The following is a 26,005-nucleotide window of genomic DNA, read 5'->3' as shown; positions in this document are numbered from 1 at the left end:
GTGCGACTGAAACCCCGTGCGCTGACTCTCCCCCAACTCTCACAGGGAGTGAACCGATGAGTCGCGACACCGCACTCGTTTCGGCCGACTGGGCCGAGCAGAACCTCGACACCCCGGGCATCGTCTTCGTCGAGGTCGACGAGGACACCACCGCCTACGACGGCGGCCACATCCCCGGCGCCATCAAGATCGACTGGAAGAAGGACCTCCAGGACCCGGTCCGCCGCGACTTCGTCAACCAGGAGCAGTTCGGCGCGCTCCTGTCCGAGCGCGGCATCAAGAACGACGACGTCGTGGTGCTCTACGGCGGCAACAACAACTGGTTCGCGGCGTACGCCTACTGGTACTTCAAGCTCTACGGCCACGGCGACGTGAAGCTGCTCGACGGCGGCCGCAAGAAGTGGGAGCTCGACGCCCGCCCGTACACCAAGGACGTGCCGGTCCGGGAGAAGACCACCTACACCGCCTCCGCCCCCGACCTGTCGATCCGCGCCTTCCGCGACGAGGTCGTGCAGGCCATCGGCGTGAAGAACCTGGTCGACGTGCGCAGCCCCGACGAGTTCGCCGGCCGCCTGCTCGCGCCGGCCCACCTGCCGCAGGAGCAGTCGCAGCGCGGCGGCCACATCCCGACCGCGATCAGCGTGCCGTGGAGCAAGGCGGCCAACGAGGACGGCACCTTCAAGTCCGACGAGGAGCTCACCAAGATCTACGGTGAGGCCGGCCTCGACGGCAGCAAGGACACCATCGCCTACTGCCGCATCGGCGAGCGCTCGTCGCACACGTGGTTCGTGCTCAAGGAGCTGCTCGGCCAGCAGAACGTGAAGAACTACGACGGTTCCTGGACCGAGTACGGCTCGCTCATCGGCGTGCCGATCGCCCTCGGCGACGAGCCCGGGAAGGCGTGACCATGACTTCTCCGTCAAACACGGCGGCCGGTTGCGCCGCCCCCGACCAGTCGGCCCCGCTGCCGGCCGGCGTCGACCTGACCCGCGAAACCGTCATCACCGGCATCGTCAGCACCGCCACGGGTGAGGCCGTGGCGGGCGCCTACGTGCGGCTGCTCGACGGCTCCGGCGAGTTCACGGCCGAGGTCGTCACCTCGCCCGAGGGCGCGTTCCGGTTCTTCGCCGCCCCCGGCTCGTGGACGCTGCGCGCCCTGTCGCGCGGCGGCAACGGCGAGGTCGTCGTCGACGCCACGGTCGGCGTCAACGAGGTCGGCCTGAGCGTCGCGCCCGCCTGATCTTCGTTTTCCGGCGGCCCCCGTTTTTCGGGGGCCGCTTTCATTTACAGATAGAGACCGGTGCCGTCGGACTCGACACGGCTCGCGGCCACCGCGTGCACGTCCCGCTCGCGCAGCAGCACGTAGCCCCGGCCGTGCAACTCCACCTCGGACCGGTCGTCCGGGTCGAACAGGACCCGGTCACCGACGACGATCGAGCGCACGTTCGGCCCCACGCCGACGGCGGTGGCCCAGGAGAGACGGCGGCCCATCGACGCGGTCGCCGGGATCACGATGCCGGCGGTCGACCGGCGCTCCCCCTCACCCCCGTCCTGGCGGACGAGGACGCGATCGTGCAGCATGCGGATCGGCAATCCGCTCTCGGTTCGGGTGTCGGTGCTCACGAATGCAGACGGTACGCCTGGTTTTGCCGGTGCCGCCTGCGGGGATCAAGCTGCGTCGGACTACTACGGTGGTGGTTGCTTACAGCAATCGCGAGGGGGTAGGCGGTTGAGCCGCTTGGAGCGAGTCCGGGAGAACCTCCGGAAGGCGTACGACTCCGGTCGCGAGTCGGTGCGCCAGGCGCGCACCAACGACAGCGCGACCGACTCCGACACCGAGGTCGAGTTCGCGCCGCCCCCGCCCGACCCGGAGGACGTGCACTACTCGACGAACAGCCGCGACGACGCCGAGGTGCCGCATTCGCTGCGCATCGCGGCCGCCTGGGGCTGGCGGCTGATCGTGGTCGGGCTGGTCGGCTGGGCGCTGCTGCGCTTCATCGGCATCATCAGCGTGGTCGTCATCCCGCTGTCCATCTCACTGCTGCTGTCGGCGCTGCTGTCGCCGGCCGTGGCCATGCTGCGCCGGTTCCTGCCCGCGTCGCTGGCGACGTTCCTGGTGCTGATCTGCGGCCTGGCCGCGGTCGCGGGCACGCTGACCCTGGTCATCAACCAGTTCGTCAACGGCCTGCCCGAGCTCACCAAGAACGCGAGTGAGGGCGTACGCCAAATTCAGGAATGGTTGAAGACGGGCCCGCTGCACCTCTCCGACGACCAGGTCAACCGGGCCATCGACAACGCGCAGACCTGGGTGAACGCGCACACGGCGCAGCTGACGTCGACGGGCATCTCCACGGCGGCCACGGTCTTCGAGGTGCTGACCGGCATGCTGCTGGTCCTGTTCTCGACCTTCTTCTTCCTCCGCGACGGCCGCAAGATCTGGCGTTTCGTCGTACGCCTCTTCCCGGTGAACGCCCGCTGGTCACTGGCCGACGCCGGCGACGCGTCCTGGACCACCCTGGGCTCGTACGTGCGGGCGACGGTCCTGGTCGCCTTCATCGACGCCGTCGGCATCGGCATCGCCCTGGTCGTGCTGGACATCCCGTTCCCGTTCCCGCTGGCCGCGCTGGTCTTCCTGGGCGCCTTCATCCCGATCGTCGGCGCCAGCGTCTCCGGCGCGGTCGCGGTGCTGGTCGCCCTGGTCGACCAGGGCTGGGTGGTCGCCCTGATCGTGCTCGGCGCGGTGATCCTGGTCCAGCAGGTCGAAGGCCACATCCTCCAGCCCTTGATCATGGGCCGCGCGGTGGCCATCCACCCCCTGGCCGTGATCATCGGCATCGCCTCCGGCGTGGTCCTGGCCGGCATCATCGGCGCCCTCATCGCGGTCCCGCTGATCGCCGTCCTGAACACGGGCATCCGCCGCCTGGCCCGCCGACGCCCCGAGATCCCCCCGGACGCGGTGGTGGTCACCGGCGGCGCCGCATAAATCGTTTGGCGTACGGGCACGGCTCGCTCTACAACTCAGGCAATGAGATCTGACGATGTAACGCGAGCCGTGTCCCTGGCCATCGACACCCTGTCCAAGGCCACCACGTCCGACTGGACGGTCCCGGCGGGCCCGCTGACGTGGACATGCTGGGAGACGGCCGAGCACATGGCCGACGACCTGTTCACGTACGCGGCCCAGCTGGCCCCCGCGACCCCGTCGACCACCACGTATGTGCGCTTCGGCTGGCAACATCGCCGCCCCGGAGGCCCCGGCCTGACCGTCTTCGTGGACCCGGAGGACGGCCCGGAGGCCCTGCTGACCGTCCTCGAGTCCTGCGGCGCGATGCTGGCGGCGGTGCTGGCCACGGCCCCGCCGGAGAAGCTGTCCTTCCACAACTACGGAGCTTCGAACGCTTCCGGCTTCGCCGCGATGGGCGTGGTCGAGACATTGGTGCACACGAACGACATAGCGGCCGGCCTGAACGTGCCGTGGTCACCGCCGGCGGAGCTGTGCGCGGCCGCCCTGCACCGCTTGTTCCCGTGGGCTCCCAACGACACCGCCCCGTGGCCGACCTTGCTATGGGCCACCGGCCGCGCCGAACTGCCAGGCCACGAGCTGCAGACTTCGTGGCGCTGGAACGGCACCCCCGCTTGATCCAGCCGCGACCGGCCCGATCACCCGCGCGTCAGGCAAGAAGACAACCGTCCTCGCCCGATACGTCCACAACGACCGCCTCGTCGACGCACTCATGCTCCAAGCCTTCTCCGCGCTGACCCAATCACCCGGCGCCTACGCCTACTACCAGCGACAACGCACCCGCGGCGCCGGCCACGACCAACCCATGGGATGTCTCCCCAAGGACCCCGTTCTGGCAGGTGAATCCTCTCGAAAACCTGCAAGATCGGGTACCCGGCCTGTGGACAACCCGGGGCCTGTGGAAAGCGGGCGCGCCTACGGCTGAGTGTGCTCCGGCTTGTCAGGAGCCGTTTCTGGCGCCTGAGCCGGCTCGGTGGGCACCGGCGCGAACGGAGGCGGGCTCGGATAGCTGTACGGCGTGCTCGGCGCCGGAGACACGGCCGGCGTCGGCAAGGTCGGCTGCCCGGAGTCGGGCGGCGTGAGGTTCTCCGTCTGCTGAGCGTGGCCGGCCGAGCCCGGTTGAGCGGCAGACCCGGATTGATCGGCCGGGTTCGACCCGGCGGAGGACTCGGGCTGAGTGGGCTGCGAGCCGGGTTGGCCGGGCGGCGGGCCGTAGTAGGGCTGAGCGCCGTACGGCTGCTGGGCTCCATAGGCCGGCTGCGCCCCCGACGTCGGCTGCCGACCGTCGAAAGGCTGCTGCCCGATGCCGGGCTGGCCGCCATAGCCAGACTGGCCGCTGCCATAGCCGGGCTGGCCATTGCCGTGACCGGGCGGGGTGCCATAACCCGGGGAAGCACCGTAGCCGCTGCCATAGCCGGGCTGACCGCTGTACCCGGGCTGAGCGCCATAACCCGGCTGCGCGCCATATCCAGGCTGAGCGCCATATCCAGGCTGAGCGCTTCCAGGCGGGGCGCCATAGCCAGATTGGGCGCTGTATCCAGGCTGCGCGCCATATCCAGGCTGAGCACCGTATCCAGGCTGAGCGCTCCCGGCCTGAGCGCCATAACCGGGCTGAGCACCGTATCCAGGCTGGACGCTATAGCCAGGCGCCCCGTACCCCGGTTGAGCACCATAAGGCACCCCCGGGAAAGCCGGCGCGAACACCGGCTGCGGCGCCTGCACCGGAATCGGCACCACCGGCTCCGACGGGGCCTGGACCGTGCGCGTCACCCCGTCCGGGAAGGCGATCTGGTAGGACTGCCCGTCCCAGAACGCCCTCGGCGTCGCCGGGTCCCGGCCTGTGAAAGCCGCCCTGTACTCCAGGATCTCCGTCAGCAGGCGCTGCTCCTCGGCCGCCGCCCGCTCGATCTCGGCCGGCTTTCGGTCCAGTCCCCGCTGCATGCCGTCGCGGAGCAGGGCCAGCTGCGTCGCCGCGAACTGGAAGCTGCGCATCGCCTTCTGCCCTGTCATTCCGGCCACGCGCCTCGCCCACTGGCGGGCCGAATAACGGCGGCCCAGACTGCCCAGGGCTGCCACCTCCGGCGGCGCGAACCAGCCGGTGCGGACGTAGTACGGCAGGATCCTCTCGGTCAGGCGGCCCTCCCAGCTGCGGAGCGCGATGGCGAAGCCGACGACCGCGAAGAAGAACGGCACCATGAAGCCGAGGTAGCCGTACAACATGATCAGGGGTTGGTCGAGGCTGACCGAGAGCGTCGGCAGCAGGTTGAACGTGCCGTGCAGGATCATCGCCAGGAGCAGGCCGGCGATGGGGGCCAGCCAGCGCACCCGGCGGTCACCGGAGCGGGCCGCCAGGCCGAGGCCGATGCCGGTCATCGAGCTGAACAGCGGGTGGGCGAAGCCGGTGAACAGGATGCGGACGATGAAGATGGCGAAGAGGTTTTGCAGGCCGGTGGCCGGGCCGTATTGTTCGACGCCCGACGCGTAGCCGTGTCCGCCCAGGTAGAGGATGTTCTCGACCATCGCGAAGCCCAGCGCCGACAGGCCGATGTAGACGATGCCGTCGGTGATGCCGGACCATTCGGAGCGGCGGCGCCAGAAGAGCAGGAACGGGCCCAGCGCCTTCATCGACTCCTCGATGAAGGGGGCCACGAGCACCGCGACCAGCGCCTCGGGCAGGCCCCACTTCTCGAACAGGGACGCCGTGACCGTGTTGACGAACAGGGCCACCGACGTGGCGATGGCCGCTCCCCACACGAAGCAGAAGGCCAGGTAACGGATGGGTTCGGGCTCGTAGCGGTCGAGCCACAGGAACGCCGAGACCAGCAGCGGCACCGGCAGCACGGCGGCCGCCAGGCCGACCAGCAGGCTGGTGACGCCGATGTTGTAGCCGAGGTAGAGCAGCAGGCCGATGGCCGCCGCCAGCAGGAACGCGACGACGCCGGCGATGGGCAGCCAGCGGCGCCAGCCTGTCCGGGGCTTGCCGGCGGTCGGGTGGGGTGGCTGCTGCGGGCCGGGGACGGCCGGCTGCTCGCTGAAGACGGGCAGCTGGTCGGGCGGCACGGGGGCGCCCGGCGAAACGTCGGCCATGTCCGCCAGCGTAGTCACCCGGACAACGCGTGGCCGCCCCGAGGACGCCGGAAAGGATCAAGACCGGCCGGAACGTCGGCGGCGGGGACGCAAGTGCCACCCGACGGCCCGGCGCACCAGCCGGGGTGCCTCCGCGTAGTCGACCCCGCTGGCCCGGAGCAGGTCGGTGGCCGCCGTCCGGATCTGGGCCACGATGACGCCGCCCGAGAAGCCCACACCTTCCTCGTACGCCCGTCCGCACTCCGTCGCCGCCCGCAGCGCCCTCTCCCGGGCCGCCACCGGCTCGACCCCCTTGGCCCACTCCTGTTTGAGCAGCTCGACCGCGTCGCCCAGCAGCGCCACCGACACCGGCAGCACCGCTGGGATCGGCTCGTCGTCGCCGAGGGCCGTGTCGACCCGCCGGCTGAGGACCCGGACATTGCGGAGCATGTACGTGATCTGGTCGGCGCCGTCGACGTACAGCGCCAGCGCTCCCCGGTTGCGCCACCGGGCCGGCGCGAAGGCCACGTTCTCCCGGGCCGCGGTGACCGCCGCAGAGAAGGCGGCGAAGGTGCCCTCGGCCGCCCGCAGGCTGGCGAGCGCGTCGCGGACCTCGTCGCGGTCCTTCTCGCCCAGTCCGGCGCCGACCCGGTGCAGACCGTCGGCCAGGGCCTGCAGGGCCGGGTCGGCGGCCCTGCGGACCACGCTGAGCGGGTTGAGCGGCAGCAGCAGGGTCATCACGATCAGGCCGATGCCGCCGCCGACCAGGGCGTCGAGGAACCGGGTCCAGGGCAGGCCGGTGCTCGAGGTCAGGGTGGCCACCAGCACCGCGGACGAGGCCGACTGCACGACCAGCGGTGTTCCGCCGCCCACGGCCGTGGCGACCAGCACGGCCAGCACCACGATGAGGCCGATCTGCCAGGGGCCGCTGCCGATGAGCAGGATCAGCGCGTCGCCGATGCCGATGCCGATGGCCACGCCGAGGACCAGTTCGCTGGTGCGTTTGACGCGCTGGCCGACCGACGAGGCCAGCGTGATCACGGCGGCGATGGGCGCGAAGAACGGCGCCGGCCGGCCGAACAGGTCGTGGGCCACGAACCAGGCCAGCCCGGCCGCGACTCCGGCCTGCACGGCGAGCGCCAGGCCGCCCCGGACGCGCCGGAGCCCGGCGCGGGCGCCGGTGGTCACGCTTCCCGAAATGCTCGTGGTCACCTCAGTGACCTTAAGTTAGTCGGGTGGAAGATCTCGTGGAACGTTTCCGGCATGCGGCCCGTGACGCCGGCGCGACGGCCGCCGACGGCGATCTGGACGCCGCCGGCGGCTACCTGCTGACGCGCTGGTCGGAGCCGCAGCGGCAATATCACACCGTCGAGCACCTGGCCGACGTACTCAATGTTGTTGATCTGCATGCTGGTCTGGCCCGTCATCCGGAGCGGGTGCGGCTGGCCGCGTGGATGCACGACGCCGTCTACGATCCGCGGGCCCTGGGTGACGCCAACGAGCGGGACAGCGCCGAGTTCGCCGAGGGGCTGCTGACCACGCTCGGTGTGCCCGAGGCGAACGCGGCCGAGGTGGCGCGGCTGGTCGGGCTGACCGCCGGGCACGCGACCGGGGACGACGACCCGGACGGCGAGCTGCTCTGCGACGCCGACCTCGCGGTCCTGGCCGGCGACGACGAGCAGTACGCGGCGTACACCGCGGCCATCCGGCGGGAGTACGCGCACGTGCCCGACGACGCCTTCAAGGACGGCCGGGCCCAGGTGCTCAAGGCCCTGCTCGAGCTGCCGTCGATCTACCGGCTGGCCCCGCTGCGGGAGCAGTGGGAAGCCAGGGCCCGGGCCAACCTGGAAAAGGAGCTCAACGGATAGACAGATGCTTCGGCCGCCGCAGGCCGGCCGCGCGCAGCCGCGCGGCCAGCTCGCGGGAGGGCAGCAGCGTCGCGCCGAGCCAGATCGCGCTGCGGAAGCGCGTCTCCGGGATGTCGTAGTGGTCCCGGTCGAAGGCCCGGCGCGGCGCGCCCAGCATCTCGGCGAAGGCGTGCAGCTCGGCGTACGAGAGGTCGCTCACCAGGTGTGACCAGAGGCGGCCGCGCGCCGGCCAGAGCGGCTCGTCGACGAGGATCAAAGGTCGATCTGGAGCAGGTCGACCCCGCGGTCGGCCGCGAAGCCGCGGACGTCCGGCGCGCCGACCCGGGCCGCGTCGGCCGCCAGGTCGTCGGGCATCGTCTGCGACTGCCGCTCGGCCGCCACCCGGGCCAGGTAGTGCTCGACCTCGCGCTCGCGCACCGCCTTGTCCCAGCCCAGCACCTCGCCCATGATCTCGGCCGTGTGCTCGGCCGACTCGCTGCCGCGGTGCGGGGTCTCGATCGAGATGCGGGTGCGGCGGGTGAGCACGTCGTCGACGTGCAGCGCGCCCTCGGCCAGGGCCGCGTACGCCACCTCGGCCGCCAGATATTCCGGCGCGCCCCGCAGCGGGACGGCCAGCGACGGGTCGGCCTTCATCATGGCCAGCAGGTGCACCGTCATCGACCCGTACCGTTCGAGGAGATGCTCGACCACCCCGGCCGGCACGCCGTGCCGGCGGGCGATGTCGTGCCGGTCGCGCCACGCCGCCGCATAGCCGTCGGCCCCCAGCAGCGGCAGGTCGGCGGTGGACGAGGCGCGGGCCGAGCCGCCCAGGCGGCGGACCGCCCGGTCGATCACGTCGGCCGCCATCACCCGGTACGTCGTGTATTTGCCGCCGGCCACCAGCATCAGCCCGAGCATCGGCTCGATCACCGCGTGCTCGCGGGACAGTTTCGACGTCGACTCGGCCTCGCCCGAGAGCAGGGGGCGCAGTCCGGCGTACACCCCCTCGATGTCGTCCGTCGTCAGCGGGCGGTCGAGGACCTCGTTGACCTGGTCGAGGATGTAGCTGATGTCACGGGCCGAGGCGGCCGGATGTGACCGGTCGAGTTTCCAGTCGGTGTCGGTGGTGCCGATGATCCAGTGGCCGCCCCACGGGATGACGAACAGCACCGACGTGGGCGTGCGCAGGATCAGGCCGACCTCGCCGGTGATGGCCGAGCGCGGCACCACCAGGTGGACGCCCTTGGAGGCGCGGACCCGCAGGCCGGGGCGGACGCCGACGTCGCTGAGCATTCGTGACATGTCGTCGCTCCACACGCCGGTGGCGGCGACCACCGTGCGGGCGCGGACCTCGAACTCGGGCTCGTCGGGCGCCTCGAGGTCGCGGACGCGCACGCCCACCACCTCGCGGGCCTCGCGCAGGAAGCCGACCACGCGGGCGCTGGTCACGACGGCCGCGCCCATGCTGGCCGCCGTGCGGGCCAGGGTGACCACGAGGCGGGCGTCGTCGACCTGGCCGTCGTAGTAGCGGATGGCGCCGCTGATCGTGTCGGCCCGCAGGCTGGGGAACAGGTGGCGGGCGCCGTCGCGGCTCAGGTGGCGGTGCAGCGGCATGCCGCGGCCGGTGCCGAAGAGGCCGGCGAAGACGTCGTACGCGGCCACGCCGAGCCCGTAGTAGGCGCGGCGGCCGACCCTCGCGGCCGGGTTGCCGGCCGGCAACGGCACCATGATCGGCACCGGGCGGACCAGGTGGGGCGCGAGCCGGGTGGAGAGCAGGCCGCGCTCGGTCAGCGCCTCGTGCACCAGGTGCAGCTCGAGCTGTTCGAGATAGCGCAGGCCGCCGTGGATCAGCTTGCTGGAGCGGCTGGACGTGCCGGCCGCGAGGTCACGGGCCTCGACCAGGGCCACCTTGAGCCCGCGGGAGGCGGCGTCGAGGGCGGCGCCGGCGCCGGTGACCCCACCGCCGATGACCAGGACGTCGAACTGCTCGTCGCGGAGGCGCCGGAGATCGGCGACGCGGCGGATCGGTGAGAGCCGGCCGGCCGTGTAGCGAGAAACGGAGGGATCGCGCACGTCCCCCACGGTAGCGCCCGCTACCGAAGTAGCTCCCCGCTGCACCCGATCCGCACTTGGCAATTCCTAGCGTCAGTGAAGGCCCGGACCGCAGGAGTCCGCCGCCGCCGGATGACGACGGGGACCCGCATGCACAGAGCCGTTCTGCGTTCCAGGCCGTACCGAGCACTTGTCCTGGTGGTAGTGGTCGCCGTGGCCCTCACGGTCGCGGTGGCGCTGGTCGGCGGCAAGGCCGACGCGGCGATCACCACCGAGTTCAAGGCCCGCTTCTCGGCCAACGTGAACGGCTCGATCATCCTGCGCGGCAACACCAACATGCTCTGCCCGGCGTCCACCACCTGCACGACCGCGCAGGCCGGAACGGGCTCCACCAAGGGTGAGCTGAACAACAACAACTACGTCATGGAGTACGCGGACGCGGACAACGACCCGGCGACCTTCAACGTCAGCACGGCCAAGGTGACGCTGCCCACCGGCGGCAGCAAGGTGCTCTTCGCCGGCCTGTACTGGGGCGCCGACACCAGCGCCGGCAACAGCGGCAACCCGGCCAAGGCGGCCGGGGACAACGGCAAGGTCCTTTTCCGTACGCCGTCGAACGCGGCCTGGCAGACGGTGACCGCGACCAAGGTCTTCACCAATCCGTCGAACTCGGCCTATCAGGGCTTCGCCGACGTGACGCCGCTGGTCTCGGGCGCCGGCGACGGCGACTTCTCGGTGGCCAACATCCAGGCCGGCACCGGCAAGGACCGATACGCCGGTTGGTCGCTCGTGGTGGCGTACCAGAATCCGAACGAAGCCATGCACAGCCTGCGCGTCTTCGACGGCTTCGGCGTCGTGACCAGCAACGACACCAGCGTGAACATTCCCGTCACGGGCTTTCAGACCCCTGACAACGGCACCGTGAACGCCAAGATCGGCACGGTCGTCTACGAGGGCGACCTGGGCCTCGAGGGCGACAACCTCAAGCTCGACGACGTGGCGGTCAGCGACGCCGCCAACCCGGCCACCAACTTTTTCAACAGCACCGTGAGCGAGAACGGCACGCTGCTCAACAGCGGCCGCTCGCCGGGCAACCGCAACCTGATGGGCGTCGACGTCGACCAGTTCGACGCCTCGGGCAAGCTGAACAACAAGGCGACCACCGCCAAGCTGACGCTGACCACCGGCGGCGAGACGTTCTATCCGGGCGTGGTCACCTTCACCACCGACCTGTTCGCCCCCGACCTGGTCACGACGGCCAAGGGCACCGACGTCGACGGCGGCGACCTGCTGCCCGGCGACGAGATCGAATACCGGATCGACGTCAAGAACAACGGCAGCGACCCGGCCGACAACACCGTGATCAGCAACGCGATCCCGACGCACACCACCTACATCCCGGGCTCGATGACGGTCAAGGGCAGCCCGGTGGCGGACACCGGCGCCACGCCCACCTGGAACCTCGGCTCGATCACCAACGGCAGCCCGGCCTGGGTGACCTTCCGCGTCAAGGTCGACAACGACACCCCGGCCGGCTACGCGGTGACCGACGTGGCCAGCTCGTCGTTCACGGCCCACTTCACCGGCATGGACGTCGACGGCGTGCCCGCCACCGACAGCATGACCGTGCAGCAGCCGCACGCCGACCTGGCCGCCACGCTGACGGTCTCCCCCGCGACCGTGCAGCGGGCCGCCGCGCCGAACGCGGTCACCTACACCGCCGTGGTCACCAACAAAGGCTCCGACCTCGAGCCGTCGGCCACCGCGAAGCTGACCCTGCCGGCCGGCGTCACCGCCGGCACGCTCCCATCCGGCTGCTCGGCCTCGGGCCAGGTCGTGACCTGCCCGGTCGGCGCGCTGGTCGCGTCCAGCCAGGCCACGCTGACCATCCCGGCCACCGTCGCCGCGGGCGCCGCCCGCTCGACCTCGGCCACGCTCGACGTCTCGGGCACCGGTCTCGACTCCGTCTCCGCCAACAACAGCGCCACCGCCGTCCTCACCGTCAACACCGCCCCCACGACCGCCGCCGACACCGCGACCACCAGCAACGGCGTTCCGGTGAAGATCGACGTGCTGGCCAACGACGGCGACACCGAGGACCCCGCCTCGGCCCTCAAGGTCACGATCGGCACCGGCCCCGCGCACGGTTCGGCGGTCGTCGAGTCCGACGGCCGTATCACGTACACCCCGACCCTGGGCTGGGCCGGCGCCGACACCATCGGCTATGTCGTGACCGACTCCGACGGCGGCACCGCCACGGCCACCGTCACCGTGACGACCGCCAACGCGGCCCCGGTGGCCACCGACGACGTGGTCGCCACCGCGCCCGGCACGAAGATCGACATCTCGCTGCTGGCCAACGACTCCGACCCCAACGGCAACCCGATCCACGTCGACTCGATCACGCAGCCGCAGTCCGGCGCGGGCACGGCCACGCTCAACGGCGATGTCGTCACCTACGTGCCGCCGGCCACCTACAAGGGCACCGCGACCTTCACCTACACGGTCGAGGACAGCGCCGGCAAGCAGACCACCGGGCAGATCCGCGTCACCGTGGGCAACGCCTCGCCGGTCGCCGCGGCCGATCACGCCGACGCCGCGTACGCCGGCACCGTGACCATCGACGTGCTCGCCAACGACACCGACGGCAACAAGGACGCCCTGAGCCTCGACTCGGTCGGTACGCCCGACCACGGCACCGTCACGATCAGCGGTGGCAAGGTCGTCTACAAGGCGCCGGGCGGCTTCTCGGGCGACGCCACCTTCACCTACAAGGTCAGCGACGGCACCGACACCGCGACCGGCACCGTCACCGTGACCGTGGCCAACGCCCTGCCGGTGGCCGCCGGCGAGACCGTGACCACCCCGTACGGCACCGCCGTGGTGGTGGACGTGCTGGCCGACGCCCGGGACCCGAACGTCTCCGACGCGCTGCGTGTCAGCGGGCTGACCACGCCGGCCAACGGCACGGCCGTGCTCGGCGCCAACGGCAGGATCACGTACACCCCGAAGGCCGGCTTCTCCGGCGACGACACCTTCGACTACACGATCACCGACGACAAGGGCGGCTTCGACACCGCGACCGTCAAGGTCACGGTGGCCAACGGCGTGCCCGTGGCCAAGCCCGACCCGGTCACCGTCCCGGCCGGCACCGTGGCCACGATCGACGTCCTGGCCAACGACTCCGACCCCAACGGCGACCCGCTGACCGTCACGGTCGACGTCGCCCCGGGCCACGGCACGGCCACCGTCAACAGCGACGGCACGATCACCTACACCCCGGCCGACGGCTACCGCGGCACCGACTCGTTCCACTACACCGTCACCGACGGCAAGGGCGGCACGGCCGGCGCCACCGTCACCCTCGGCGTGGTCAACACCGCGCCGACGGCCCTCGACGACGCGGCCACCACCGACACCGACACCGCCGTGACCGTGCACCCGCTGGCCAACGACTCCGACGAGAACGGCGACGACATCCAGCTCACCGCGATCACCACGCCGGCCCACGGCGCCGCCGTGCTGGCCGCCGACGGCACGGTCGCCTACACCCCGGCGGCCGGCTACCAGGGCACCGACACCTTCACGTACTCGATCACGGACGCCTTCGGGAAGACGGCCTCGGCGCTGGTCACCATCACCGTGCGCAACGCGGCGCCGATCGCCGTGGCCGACCAGTTCGTCGTGCACCCCAGCGTCACCGCCACGCTCGACGTGCTCGCCAACGACGTCGACCCGAACACCGGGCAGAAGCTCAGCGTCGCCTCGGTGACGCAGCCGGCCAAGGGCGTCGTCACGATCACCGCCGACGGCCAGGTCACCTATCGGCCGAACGCGATGACCAGCGGCACCGACACGTTCGACTACGTGGTCACCGACGACCTGGGCCGCACCGACACGGCCAAGGTCACGGTCACCATCGACGCGGCGCCGACCGCGGTGGCCGACACGGCCACGACCACCACCGGCAAGGCCGTGGACATCGCGGTGACCGCCAACGACACCGACCCCGGCTCCTCGGCGCTGACGCTGGTCTCGGCCGGGGCGCCCGCCCACGGCACGGCGACCGTCGTCGGCGGCAAGATCCGCTACACCCCGGCCGCCGGATACACCGGGACCGACACCTTCACGTACGTGGTCAAGGACGCCGCCGGCAGCACGGCGACCGGCACCGTGACCGTCTCGGTGGGCAACGCCGCCCCGGTCGCCGCCGGCGACGCGGCCGCCGTGCTCGCCGGCAAGCACGTCGACGTGGACGTGCTGGCCAACGACACCGACGCCAACCCGGGACAGAAGCTGACCGTCACCGCGGCCGGCGCGCCCGCCCACGGCACCGCGACCGTCGTCGACGGCAGGATCCGCTACACCCCCGCCGCCGGATACACCGGGACGGACACCTTCAAATACACGATCAGCGACGGCAACGGCGGCACCGCCCAGGCGAGCGTCACCATCACCGTCAGCGACGGCTCACCCGTGGCCGTGCCCGACAAGCGCACCACGGCTTACCAGGAGACCGCGACCGTCGCGGTGCTGGCCAACGACCTCGACCCGGCCGGCTCGCTCGCCGTGACCGCGGTGACCACGCCCGACCACGGCACCGCGAAGATCAGCGGCGGCAAGGTCGTCTACACCCCGCCGTCCGGCTTCTCGGGCGTCGCCACCTTCGGCTACACGGCCACCGACGGCAACGGCGACACGACCAGCACGACCGTGACGATCACCGTCGGCACGCCGCCGGTTGTCCCGAACCGGCAGCTCGCCGCGAAGGCGGGCGCCCCGGTCCGGATCGTCATGCCCACCACCGACGAGGCCGGCGACCCGATCACCGTGCTCTCGATCGGCAAGCCGAAGCACGGCACGGCCAAGCTGAACAAGGACGGCACCGTCACCTACACGGCGACGGCCGGCTGGTCGGGCGCCGACAGCTTCACCTACCGGGCCGCCGACGCCGCCGGCAACCAGGCCGCGGGCACGATCACCATCACGGTGGCCGGTGTCAACACCAAGCCGGCGGCCCGGAACGACGCGGTCGCGGTGAACGCCGGCGACTCCGTGGTGATCCACCCGCTGGCCAACGACAAGGACGCCAACCAGGACAAGCTGACGATCACCAAGGTCGGCCGCGCGCGGCACGGCACGCCGGTGCTCGACAAGGACGGCTCGGTCACCTACGCGCCGTACGAGAGCTACGCCGGTGGGGTGGACTCGTTCACCTACACGATCAGCGACGGGCACGGCGGCGTCGCCACCGCGATCGTCACGGTCACGGTGAACGCGCCGGCCTCCGGCGGCGGCGACGGCAATCTGGCCAAGACCGGCCTCGACATCGTCTCGATGGTCACCGCGGGCGGCGCCATCGTCCTGGTCGGCGGGTTCCTGCTGATGGCCGGCCAGACCAGCGGCCCCGGACGGCACCGCCCCGGACGTCACCGGATGTCGTAGCGCATTCACATCACGCTGGGTGCCGGGCGCGCCTAGCGTGATGTGGTGCGCGGACCGGCTCTTCTCCTCGCCATCGCGGTCACTCTGGCCACACTGGTCACCGGGCGGGCCGACGCGGCGATCTCGGACCAGTTCACGAGCCGGTTCGACGTCAACGCCAACGGCGCGATCATGCTGCGCGGCAACTCGAACCTGACCTGCTCGTCGCTCGTGCTCACCTGCGCCTCGGCCCGCAACGGCAGCGGCGTCACCGGCAACGCGCTGAACAACAACGGCTACTCGATGGTCTACACCGACACTGACGGCGACCTGCTGACGACCTTCAACGACAGCAGTTCGACGGTCACCCTGCCGCCGGGCAGCACCGTGCTCTTCGCCGGCCTCTACTGGGGTGCTCTCACCGCCCTTGGCCTCGGCGGCCTGCCCGCGCCCTCTCCCAACGACAAAGACAAGGTCCGATTTCGTACGCCGGCGAGCGCGACCTGGAACCCGATCACCGCCGGCGAGGTGTACTCGTCGACCACCAACAGCGCGTACGAAGGCTTCGCCGATGTGACCGCCCAGGTCGCGGCGGCCGGCAACGGCGTCTATTCGGTGGCCAACATCCAGGCCGGCACCGGCTCGGGGCAGTACGCGGGATGGGCGCTGGTCATCGCGTACGGGAACGCCGCCGAGGCCCTGCGCAGCCTGCGCGTGTACGACGGCTTCGGCTCGATCAGCGACGACGACGTGGACATCCCGCTGTCCGGCTTCGAGACGCCGCACTCCGGGACGGTGCACACCTCGGTGGGCGCGGTCGCCTTCGAGGGCGACCTGGGCACCACCGGCGACAGCCTCAAGATCGACGGGCAGCCGTTGAGCGACGCGGCGAACCCGCCCAGCCCGGTGAACATCTTCAACAGCACGGTCAGCGAGAACGGCGCCATCGTCGGCGGCCGGGACCCCAACTACCGCAACCTGCTCGGCGTCGACATCGACCAGTTCGACGCCAGCGGCAAGCTCGGGCACGGCGTCACCCAGGCCGAGCTGACCATGTCCACCAGCGGCGACGTGTACTACCCGGGCGTCCTCACGGTCGCCATCGACCTCTACGCCCCCAAGATCACCACGACCATGACCGGCACCGACGTCAACGGCGGCGACCTCGTGCCGGGCGACGAGATCGAATATCGGATCGTCGTGCGCAACGAGGGCAGCGACACGGCCGACGGCGTGCGGTTGTCCGACGCGATCCCGACGTACACGGCCTATGTCAGCGGCGGACAGTACTCCGCCGGCGCCGTCACGTTCGACCTCGGCAGCATCCCCTATCTCGGCACCACCACCGTCACGTTCCGGGTCCGGGTCGCGCTCGACACCCCGGCCCTCTACGCGATCGCCAACATGGTCAACGTCACGTACACCGGCCGGACCACCAACGTGAGCGTCGCCGCGGTCGGCGGCACCCTGGCCACGACGGTCCAGCAGCCCCGGGACGACCTGTCGGCCGGCCTGGCCGTCAGCCCGGCCGACGTGCAGCGCGCGGCCGCCCCGAACCCGGTCACCTACACGGCCACGGTCACCAACCTGGGCCCGGACCCCGAGCCCGCGGCCCGGGTCGAGCTCACCCTGCCGGCCGGGGTCACCCACGGCACGCTCCCGGCCGGCTGCACCGCCAACGCCCCGGTCGTCAGCTGCCCGGCCGGGCAACTGGTCGGCGGCAGCCAGGCCACCGTGACCATCCCGGCCACCGCCTCGTCCGGCGCCGCCGCGACCGCGCTCGCCACCGTGCGCGTGTCCGGCGCCGGGCAGGACACCAGCGCGGCCAACAACACCGCCACGGCCGCGCTGCGGGTGAACTCGCCGCCGGTCGCCGTGGCCGACACGGCCACCACCAGCCACGCGACCCCGGTCACCTTCCCGGTCCGCGACAACGACACCGACCCCGAGGACCCGAACACCGGCTTCACCGTCACGATCGTCACGCCGCCCGCGCACGGCAGCGCGGTGGTGCTGGCCGACAACACGGTCCGCTACACCCCGGCCATCGGCTGGGCCGGCCCCGACCCGTTCCAGTACGCGATCGCCGACGGCCACGGCGGCACCGCGACCGGCACGGCCACCGTGACCACGGCCAACGCCCCGCCGACAGCCAACGTCGACGTCACCAGCACCCCGACCGACACCCCGGTGACCCTGCTTGTGCTGGCCAACGACACCGACCCCAATCCGGGCGACACGCTGCACGTGACCGGCCTCGGCGCGGTCTCGCCGGCCTCGGCGGGCACGGCGACCCGGACCGGCGACCTGGTCAGCTTCCAGCCCGCGACCGGCTTCTCGGGCCGGGCCTCGTTCACGTACGTCGCCGGCGACGGCCGCGGCGGCCAGGCGACCGGCCAGGTCTACGTCGACGTGGAGAACGCGGCCCCGACCGCGGCCGACGACCACGCCACGACGCCGTATCTCACCGGCATCCTGATTCCGGTGCTCGGCAACGACCGGGATCCCAACGTCGGCGACACCATCCACATCTCAGCGGTCGGCCCGGCCAGTACGGGCACGGCGACGGCCGAGCCGGGTGGCATCCGCTACCAGCCGCCGGTGGGCTTCTCCGGTGTCGCGACGTTCCGCTACGACATCGAGGACAACGGCGGGCTGAGCTCGTACGCCACGGTCACCGTCACCGTGGGCAACGCCCCGCCGGCCGTCGTGAACCGGACGGCCACCACGCCGTACGGCACCGCCACCGTGATCAACGTGCTCTCCTCGGCCACCGACCCCAACCCCACCGACACGCTGACCGTCACCGGCACCACCGACCCGGCGCACGGCTCGGTCGCGCGCACCCTCAGCGGCGCCCTGACGTACACCCCGGACGCCCACTTCTCGGGCACCGACTTCTTCGACTACACCGTCGGCGACGGCCACGGCGGCGCGGCCACCGCCCGGGTCACGGTCACGGTCGGCAACGGCGTGCCGGTGGCCCGGAACGACTCGGTCACCGTGCGGACCAACCTGCCCGAGGCCATCGACGTGCTCGCCAACGACGACGAGGACCCGAACGGCACCCCGCTGACCATCACGGTCAGCGCGGCCCCGGCGAACGGCACGGCGACGGTCGGCGCCGACAACCGGATCACGTACACACCGGACCCGGGTTTCCACGGCACCGACGCCTTCGACTACACGCTCGACGACGGCCTGGACACCTCGACCGCGACCGTGACGGTCGGCGTGGTCAACTCGCCGCCGATCGCCCGCCCCGAGTCGGTCGCCACCGACACCGACACGGCGTTGACCATCGACATGCTCGCCAACGACGAGGACCCGAACGGCGACACCCTGAGCCTTACCGGTTTCACGGTGGCGGCGCACGGCACGCTCACCCGGGACTCCGACGACACGGTCGTCTACACGCCGGACAGCGGCTTCTACGGCATCGACGCCTTCACGTACACGATCGAGGACACCGACCGCCTGGCCGTCTCGGCCACGGTGACGATCACGGTCCGCAACGCCGCCCCGATCGCCGAGGACGACGCCTTCGTGGTCCGCCCCGAGATCGTCACACCGGTGGACGTCATGCTCAACGACCACGACCCGAACACCGGACAGCCGCTCGAGGTGTCGTCGGTCGGCCCGGCGGCCGAGGGCACGGCCACGCTGGCCGCGGACGGCACGGTGACGTATCGGGCCGACGCCGACTCACCAGGGGCCGACACCTTCACGTACGTGCTCAGCGACGACTGGGGCCGCACCGCCACGGGAACCGTGCACATCACCGTCGACTGGCCCCCGCTGGCCGTCGACGACGAGGTGACGACGCCGTCGCGCACGCCGATCGAGATCGCCGTGCTGGACAACGACACCGATCCTGAGGGCCAACCGCTGGCGGTCACCGCGATCGGCACGCCGCCGCGGGGCACCGCCACGATCCTCCCGTCGGGCAAGGTCCGCTATCTGCCCCGAGGGGCTTCGGCCCAGATCGAGACCTTCACCTACGACGTACGGGACCAGGCCGGCAACACCGCAAGCGCCCAGATCACCGTCCACGTCGACCAGGCCGTGATCCCGCCGCCGCCGGCCCCGACCACCGATCCCGGTTCCCCGAGCCCCACCAGCCCAGTCAGTCCGAGCAGCCCAGTCAGTCCGAGCAGCCCACCTGCGAGCCCCACGGCAACCGCCAGCCCCGCGGCGTCGCCCTCTTCGAGCCCCTACAAGCCGTTGGTCCCCGACAAGGTGGCCGCCGCCCAGCCGGGCCGCCCCATCGGCATCCCCTTGCCGGCCACCGACGCGAACGGCCGCCCGGTCACCGTCCGATCGGTCGGCAAGCCCGCACACGGCACCGCCGTCCTCAACGCCGACGGCACAGTCACGTACACCCCGCCCCCGGGCTTCGCCGGCATCGACAGCTTCACCTACGAGGTGATCGACGCCAACGGCAACATAGCCACCGCGACGATCACCGTGACAGTCGGCAAACCCGACAAATACCCCGACCCCGGCATCCTGCCGCTCCCCGCCACGGGCAACAACGTGCTGGCCGTGATCGCCGCCGGCGGCATGACCCTGACGATCGGCGCCACCCTCTATTGGATCGGCGCTTCCGGCAACCCGCGCCCCGGAAAGCGCCGCCCCTGACCGCTCCTGGAAAGCAGAACGGCGGGCCCGCCGAAGCGGACCCGCCGAACTAAGACTGGACTCAGAAGTCCATGTCACCGCCGCCCGGGGCGCCGGCCGGAGCCGGGTTCTTCTCGGGCTTGTCGGCCACGACGGCCTCGGTGGTGAGGAACAGCGCGGCGATCGACGCGGCGTTCTGCAGCGCCGAGCGGGTGACCTTGGCCGGGTCGATGATGCCCGCGGCCAGCAGGTCGACGTACTCGCCGGTCGCGGCGTTGAGGCCGTGACCCGCCTCGATGTTGCGCACCTTCTCCACCACGACGCCGCCCTCGAGGCCGGCGTTCACGGCGATCTGACGCAGCGGGGCGTCGAGCGCGAGCTTGACGATCTGCGCGCCGGTCGCCTCGTCGCCGACCAGGTCGAGCTTGTCGAACGCGGTCTTGCCGGCCTGCACCAGGGCGACGCCACCACCGGGCACGATGCCCTCCTCGACGGCCGCCTTCGCGTTGCGAACGGCGTCCTCGATGCGGTGCTTGCGCTCCTTGAGCTCGACCTCGGTGGCCGCGCCGACCTTGATGACCGCAACGCCGCCGGCCAGCTTGGCCAGGCGCTCCTGCAGCTTCTCACGGTCGTAGTCGGAGTCCGACTTCTCGATCTCGGCGCGGATCTGGTTGACCCGGCCCTGGATCTGCTCGGCGTCGCCGCCGCCGTCGACCACGGTGGTCTCGTCCTTGGTGATGACGATCTTGCGGGCGGTGCCCAGCAGGCTCAGGTCGGCGCCGTCCAGCTTGAGGCCGACCTCCTCGCTGATGACCGCGCCACCGGTGAGGATGGCGATGTCCTCGAGCATGGCCTTGCGACGGTCACCGAAGCCCGGGGCCTTGACGGCGACGGACTTGAAGGTGCCGCGCACCTTGTTGACGACCAGGGTGGCCAGGGCCTCGCCCTCGACGTCCTCGGCGATGATGACGAGCGGCTTGCCGCCCTGCATGACCTTCTCGAGGATCGGGAGGAGGTCCTTCACCGCGGAGATCTTGCTGTTGGCGATCAGGATGTAGGGGTCGTCGAAGACGGCCTCCATACGCTCCGCGTCGGTCATGAAGTACGCCGAGACGTACCCCTTGTCGAAGCGCATGCCCTCGGTGAGCTCGAGCTCGAGACCGAAGGTGTTGCTCTCCTCGACGGTGATGACGCCTTCCTTGCCGACCTTGTCCATGGCCTCGGCGATGATCTCGCCGACCGTGGTGTCACCGGCGGAGATGGAGGCGGTGGAGGCGATCTGCTCCTTCGTCTCCACGTCCTTGGCCAGCTGCTGCAGGCCCTCGGAGACGCTGGCCACGGCGGCCTCGATGCCCCGCTTGAGGGCCATCGGGTTGGCGCCCGCGGCAACGTTGCGCAGACCCTCACGGACCAGCGCCTGGGCGAGGACGGTCGCCGTCGTCGTGCCGTCACCGGCAACGTCGTCGGTCTTCTTGGCGACCTCCTTGACCAGCTCGGCGCCGATCTTCTCGAAGGTGTCCTCGAGCTCGATCTCCTTGGCGATCGACACACCATCGTTGGTGATGGTGGGAGCGCCCCACTTCTTCTCGAGCACGACGTTGCGGCCCTTGGGGCCGAGCGTCACCTTTACGGCGTCGGCGAGCTGGTTCATGCCCCGCTCGAGGCCGCGACGAGCTTCCTCGTCGAATGCGATGATCTTGGCCATACGGCTTTGTCCTCCTGGACATACGCGGTGCCGGGCCTCGTCGGCCCCGCCCGTTGCGAACCTCTGCGGACGTCACCACCTGGCGTCGTGACGTCCTCAGGCCGAGCCGGATAGCCCGCGACGACCGGCCCCGTGCCCCGGCGCCGATGGCGACACCGTGACCGAGACCCCACCGTCCCGACCTGCTGGCACTCACCGATAGCGAGTGCCAATGACTTGTTTAGCACTCTCAGGTGGCGAGTGCAAGGAAACCCCGGGCTCCTCAAGTCAGTCTTCAGGCACGTTCAGCTCAGCGCGCAACGACCGGCTCGTCACCGGTCCTTCCGAGCGACGACCTTGGGTGTACGCCACGAGCGCCGCCACCGCCCACACCTGGACCGTGACCACTCCCACCGCGGTCGCCGCCAGCCCGCCGAACGCCTCGTCGGCCACCAGCGGCAGCCCCGACGCCGCCGCCGACACAGCCACCATCCCCAGCGCCGGCCCGGACCCCAGCAGATGCACCGCCCGCCGAATCCCATGACCGCGTTCGATCAGCACCACACACCCGAACACCCCCGCCACGGCCAGCAGCCCCGTCGAGGCCACCACGGCCACGGCCTCGTGCGCCACCAGCGACAGCCCACCCGTCACCAGCCCCACCGCCGCGAACCACAGCCAGAGCCCGCGCAGCCGGTTCGCCACCAGCCCCCACACCACGCGCAGCCGGGGCCGCACCCCGTCGGCGGCCGAAGGCACGGCCACCCCCACCGCCCCCGCCAGGCAGATCACCAGCGGAAGCGCCGACACGGTCAGATAGGCCAGCCACATCGTCGGCAACAAGAGCAGCCCGAACCCACCGGCCAGATCGAAGAGCGCCGGCGCCGCGATGACGGTGTCGTCAAGCCGCCCCACGAAGAAGTGCATGGGAAGCGCCGCCAGAGCCATCCCCGGCAGCAGCCGAACCCCGTCCCGCCCGAGCACAGCCACAACCCGCCCGGCCCACCCACGCAGCCCCGACCCCGGCACAGGCACGAGCGCGTCCCGCACCCCTGGATTCACCGTTTCGGGTACGCCCCCACGCGGCAGCTCAGCCGTCCGCGACTCCGGATCGAAGGGGTCCGCGGCCACCACCACCGGCTCTCCGACCACATGCAGAGCACCCTCGACCTGATCCATCGAAACACCTTGCCCCAGCACCCACCGCTCCCGCCACCCGTGGGCGCCCGTCCGATTAGTGCCAACCGGGTTGCCGCGACGAAGGTCAACGGGTAGTCAGGACGGCATGGACAGCTGGAGCGTGCACCGGGTCACCGTCGGCGACGCGGCTCGGATGCGGGCCCTCCGGCTGGAGATGCTGGCCGACAGCCCGCTCGCCTTTCTCGAGACCCTGGCCCAGGCCGCCGCCCGGTCGCACGAGGGCTACCGGCAGCGCATCGCCCAAGCCGCCTCCGGGGACGAGCTCGCCCAGTTCGTGGCCGATCCCGGGCCCGGGCGGCGGCTCATCGGGCATGCCGGTGGCACCGTCGCCCATGACTCCTCGCCCGAGACCGTGGTCTTCGCCGTCTATGTCACCCCCGCCTATCGGGGCGGCAAGGTGCTTCCGGAGCTGATGGAGGCCGTCTTCGACTGGTCCCGGCGGGCCGGGCGACGCCGCACGATGCTCGAAGTGGTCGTCGGCAATGACCGGGCCGTCCGGGCGTACGAGAAACTCGGTTTTGAGGACACCGGCGAGCGTGTGCCCCATCCGGTTCTCCCGGCCCTCACCGAGCTTCGCATGCGCCGGCGGATCTGATGGCCCGGCGGCATGTCGCACGCAGCCTGATCACCGCGGTGAACGGCACCACCGCGGTCGGCCTGATCGTCGCCAAGCTGGGCGGCGCCACGCTGCGCCGGGGGCGTGACGGCGTGCTGATCGCCGAGGGCTACCGGCTGCGGATCCCGCCCGCCAGCTGTTTCACCGTCGGCTCAGTGATCATGACGAGGCGTACGGCCGAATGGCTTCTCTCGCCCGAGAAGGCGGCCCTTTTCGGGCACGAGGCCAACCACGCCACCCAGTACGCGGTGCTCGGACCCCTGTTCTGGCCGGCCTACTGGGTGGCGTGCGGATATTCGTACGCCACCTCCCGCAACTGGGGGTCGCGCAACGTCTTCGAGCGGATGGCCGGCCTGGAGGCGGGCGGATACAAGCGGCACGTCAGGCGAGGGTCACCTGCCACTCGACGACCGAGTCGACCGGACGGAAACCGACCTGCTGGTTGATCCGCAGCATGTGCTCGTTGCTGGACGCGTTGAACGTGTCGATCACTTCGACCTTCGGCTCGTTCTCGCGGACGTACCGCAGGTTTTCCAGCTTGACCAGCAGCCCGAGCCGGTGGCCGCGGTGCTCCGGGTGGACCAGCGTGATGTTCTGCCACGTCTGTGCCGGTTTCTCGTTCTCGACGGCGATGGCCGTGATCGCCACCAGCCGGCCGCCGCGCACCACCCCGGTGTTGTAGCTGGTGCGCCCGCGCCGGATCCGCGACTCCTCGTCCTCGCGGACCCGCTCGGCGTCGAACTTCTCCGCCTCCAGGGCCAGGTTGCCGGTGGGCGCCTCGTCGTTGAAGCGGCTGTGCAGGCCGGCCACGTCGTCGATGACGTCGCCGGGCGGCACCCCGGTCCACTGCACCAGCCGGTGGTCGCCCGCCCTGGCCCGCGCCCCGGCCAGCATCTCGTCGAGGCGCGGCTGGTCGAGGGTGCTGAGGTCGAGCCGGCTGCGGGTCTCCTCGAGGCCGGCCACCGCCCCCATCGCGGTGGCGAACGCGGCGCCGTCCGGATGCTTCTGCACGGTCGGCCCCATCAGGTGGTGGCGGCCGAGCGCGCGGGCATGCTCGACGGCCTGGTCCCACAGTGCCCGGCCGACGCCGTGCCGCCGTGCCGAGGGGAGCACCCCGATCTCGACCATCACCGAGTCGAGGTTGTCGTCCTGCGGCATGGCGAGGTTCATCAGGCCGGCCGGCGCGTCGTCCAGAAGGCCCAGGCGGCGCTCGTACGTATATCCGGGCCACCCGTTGGCCAGGACCGCCCGATAGCCCTCCAGGGACGCGAACGGCACGTCCGGCTGATCGTGCTCCTGACAGGCACGAGCGATCTCGTACGCCTTCTCGACCGCGTCACCGAGCGGCTCGACCCGCACGCTCACAGGTCGTGCTGCCATTCCGTCTCGATGCCGGCCGCCCGGAAACCCATCGCCCGGTTGATCCGCAGCATGTACTCGTTCTGCGAGGCGTTGAAGGTGTCGATCGCCTGGATGCCGGGCCGGTTGCGGCGGACGTTGTCGAGATTGGCGAGTTTCACCAGCATGCCGAGGCGGTGCCCGCGGTGGTCGGGATCGACCAGTGTGGTCTGCTGCCAGGCGTGCGCCGGCTGGGCCAGCTCACCGGCGATGGCCGTCCACGCGACCAGCTTGTCGCCCTGGAGCGCGCCCGCGCAGTAGCTGAGCCGGCCCCTCTTCTGCCGGGCCTCCTCGTCCGCGCGGAGCCGGTCGGCGTCGATCTTCTCCGGCTCCCAGGCGATGTCGCCGGTCGGCGCGTCGGCCAGCAGCCGGCCCTCCAGATAGGCCACGTCGTCGATGATGTCGTCGGCCGGCACGCCGAGCCACTCGATCGTGCGGTAGCCCTCGGCGTGGGACAGCGCGTCGGCCCGCAGCTTCGCCAGATGGGCCTCGTCGAGGCCGGTCAGGTCGAGGCGGCTGCGCGTGTCCTCCAGGCCGGCGACGGAGCCCATCGCGCGGGCGAAGGCGGCGCCGTCGGGGTGTGTGTCCACGGTCGAGCCGATGATGTGCTTGCGATCGTGCGCGGCGGCCCGCTCGAGCATGAGCTCGTAGAGGGCCCGGCCCACCCCGCGCCGCCGATGCTCGGGCAGCACCTCGATCTCGACGTGCGCGTTGGTGAGGTTGTCGAGCTGGAACAGCTCCAACTCGAGGTAGCCGACGGGCTCGCCGTCGAGCAGGCCGAGATAGCGCTCGATGACCAGGCCCGGTGGCGGATGGAGAATCCCCGCTTTGAACGCTTTTTCGGTCATGAAGGGAATGTCGGGAACCTCGTACGCCTGCACGGCCCGGCGGATCCTGTACGCGATGTCCGGAGAGTCAGAAGTCTCGATAGATACACGCATGGCCGCCACCCTTCCGGGTGACGGCCATGAACGCGAACGAATTTGGTCGGGAGAACGGACGCACACCGCCTCCGGCAGTGGGTCGTTGGGTCCCTCGAGAGATTGTCGCCAAGCTCGAGAGTGAGGGACCGCGTA

General features: G+C 71.0%; 17 protein-coding genes and 1 pseudogene. 9 read left to right on the top strand and 9 right to left on the bottom strand.

The window, feature by feature from the left end:
• Positions 1-56 precede the first annotated feature (56 nt).
• Both ACFY36_RS20665 and ACFY36_RS20660 read left to right on the top strand, forming a co-directional pair.
• Positions 57-905, top strand: coding sequence for a sulfurtransferase (locus ACFY36_RS20665; RefSeq protein ID WP_499747612.1), 849 nt, complete (start codon positions 57-59; stop codon positions 903-905).
• Positions 906-907: 2 nt separating this feature from the next.
• A complete protein-coding gene (locus ACFY36_RS20660; RefSeq protein ID WP_499747611.1) occupies positions 908-1,240 on the top strand; it encodes a DUF1416 domain-containing protein in 333 nt (110 codons plus the stop codon).
• A 44-nt stretch (positions 1,241-1,284) separates the two neighbouring features.
• Here the strand turns inward: ACFY36_RS20660 and ACFY36_RS20655 are convergent, their stop codons facing one another.
• Complete coding sequence (locus ACFY36_RS20655) at positions 1,285-1,581, bottom strand: GroES family chaperonin (RefSeq protein WP_499748188.1); 297 nt, start codon at positions 1,579-1,581, stop codon at positions 1,285-1,287.
• 157 nt (positions 1,582-1,738) lie between these two features.
• On the opposite strand from ACFY36_RS20655, the gene ACFY36_RS20650 reads away from it, so the two are divergent.
• The gene (locus tag ACFY36_RS20650) at positions 1,739-2,983 is read left to right on the top strand and encodes an AI-2E family transporter (RefSeq protein ID WP_499747610.1); all 1,245 of its coding nucleotides are present in this window, start codon (positions 1,739-1,741) and stop codon (positions 2,981-2,983) included.
• 42 nt (positions 2,984-3,025) lie between these two features.
• Positions 3,026-3,640, top strand: coding sequence for a hypothetical protein (locus ACFY36_RS20645; RefSeq protein WP_499747609.1), 615 nt, complete (start codon positions 3,026-3,028; stop codon positions 3,638-3,640).
• A 738-nt stretch (positions 3,641-4,378) separates the two neighbouring features.
• Here the strand turns inward: ACFY36_RS20645 and ACFY36_RS20640 are convergent.
• Together ACFY36_RS20640 and ACFY36_RS20635 are read right to left on the bottom strand one after the other, a co-directional pair.
• Positions 4,379-6,167, bottom strand: a pseudogene (locus ACFY36_RS20640) (PrsW family intramembrane metalloprotease); the annotation flags it as partial.
• Entirely contained in the window at positions 6,167-7,300 is a 1,134-nt protein-coding gene (locus tag ACFY36_RS20635; protein WP_499747608.1) for an FUSC family protein, read from the bottom strand. The pseudogene ACFY36_RS20640 and the gene ACFY36_RS20635, both read right to left, overlap by 1 nt.
• A gap of 23 nt (positions 7,301-7,323) precedes the next feature.
• On the opposite strand from ACFY36_RS20635, the gene ACFY36_RS20630 reads away from it, so the two are divergent.
• Entirely contained in the window at positions 7,324-7,956 is a 633-nt protein-coding gene (locus ACFY36_RS20630) for an HD domain-containing protein (RefSeq protein WP_499747607.1), read from the top strand.
• Here the strand turns inward: ACFY36_RS20630 and ACFY36_RS20625 are convergent.
• Together ACFY36_RS20625 and ACFY36_RS20620 are read right to left on the bottom strand one after the other, a co-directional pair.
• The gene (locus tag ACFY36_RS20625; RefSeq protein ID WP_499747606.1) at positions 7,946-8,212 is read right to left on the bottom strand and encodes a DUF4031 domain-containing protein; all 267 of its coding nucleotides are present in this window, start codon (positions 8,210-8,212) and stop codon (positions 7,946-7,948) included. The two genes, ACFY36_RS20630 and ACFY36_RS20625, sit on opposite strands and share 11 nt — an antisense overlap.
• Positions 8,209-10,008, bottom strand: coding sequence for a glycerol-3-phosphate dehydrogenase/oxidase (locus ACFY36_RS20620; RefSeq protein ID WP_499747605.1), 1,800 nt, complete (start codon positions 10,006-10,008; stop codon positions 8,209-8,211). The genes ACFY36_RS20625 and ACFY36_RS20620 overlap by 4 nt, the downstream gene beginning before the upstream one ends.
• Positions 10,009-10,137: 129 nt before the next feature.
• On the opposite strand from ACFY36_RS20620, the gene ACFY36_RS20615 reads away from it, so the two are divergent.
• The gene (locus ACFY36_RS20615) at positions 10,138-15,432 is read left to right on the top strand and encodes a beta strand repeat-containing protein (RefSeq protein WP_499747604.1); all 5,295 of its coding nucleotides are present in this window, start codon (positions 10,138-10,140) and stop codon (positions 15,430-15,432) included.
• Positions 15,433-15,477: 45 nt separating this feature from the next.
• Entirely contained in the window at positions 15,478-20,052 is a 4,575-nt protein-coding gene (locus ACFY36_RS20610; protein ID WP_499747603.1) for an Ig-like domain-containing protein, read from the top strand.
• Positions 20,053-20,113: 61 nt separating this feature from the next.
• Here ACFY36_RS20610 and groL read toward each other — a convergent pair whose 3' ends face one another.
• A complete protein-coding gene (groL, locus tag ACFY36_RS20605) occupies positions 20,114-21,736 on the bottom strand; it encodes a chaperonin GroEL (protein ID WP_097317642.1) in 1,623 nt (540 codons plus the stop codon).
• 267 nt (positions 21,737-22,003) lie between these two features.
• A complete protein-coding gene (locus ACFY36_RS20600) occupies positions 22,004-22,894 on the bottom strand; it encodes a hypothetical protein (RefSeq protein WP_499747602.1) in 891 nt (296 codons plus the stop codon).
• Between the two features lie 106 nt (positions 22,895-23,000).
• Here ACFY36_RS20600 and ACFY36_RS20595 point away from each other — a divergent pair, with 106 nt between their 5' ends.
• Complete coding sequence (locus tag ACFY36_RS20595) at positions 23,001-23,510, top strand: GNAT family N-acetyltransferase (protein WP_499747601.1); 510 nt, start codon at positions 23,001-23,003, stop codon at positions 23,508-23,510.
• Positions 23,510-23,977, top strand: coding sequence for a hypothetical protein (locus ACFY36_RS20590; RefSeq protein ID WP_499747600.1), 468 nt, complete (start codon positions 23,510-23,512; stop codon positions 23,975-23,977). Before ACFY36_RS20595 ends, ACFY36_RS20590 begins: the two co-directional genes overlap by 1 nt.
• On the opposite strand, the gene ACFY36_RS20585 is transcribed toward ACFY36_RS20590, so the two are convergent.
• Together ACFY36_RS20585 and ACFY36_RS20580 are read right to left on the bottom strand one after the other, a co-directional pair.
• Complete coding sequence (locus ACFY36_RS20585) at positions 23,913-24,911, bottom strand: GNAT family N-acetyltransferase (RefSeq protein WP_499747599.1); 999 nt, start codon at positions 24,909-24,911, stop codon at positions 23,913-23,915. The genes ACFY36_RS20590 and ACFY36_RS20585 overlap by 65 nt on opposite strands.
• Positions 24,893-25,870 carry a GNAT family N-acetyltransferase gene (locus ACFY36_RS20580; RefSeq protein WP_499747598.1) on the bottom strand — a complete coding sequence of 326 codons (978 nt, stop codon included), beginning with the start codon at positions 25,868-25,870 and terminating at the stop codon, positions 24,893-24,895. The genes ACFY36_RS20585 and ACFY36_RS20580 overlap by 19 nt, the downstream gene beginning before the upstream one ends.
• Between the last annotated feature and the right edge of the window lie 135 nt (positions 25,871-26,005).

The sequence above is a fragment of the Actinoplanes sp. NPDC000266 genome, assembly GCF_042899005.1.
Taxonomy (GTDB): domain Bacteria; phylum Actinomycetota; class Actinomycetes; order Mycobacteriales; family Micromonosporaceae; genus Actinoplanes.
The sequence above is the reverse complement of the archived record's forward strand: the minus strand, read 5'-3'. Positions and strand labels throughout refer to the sequence as shown.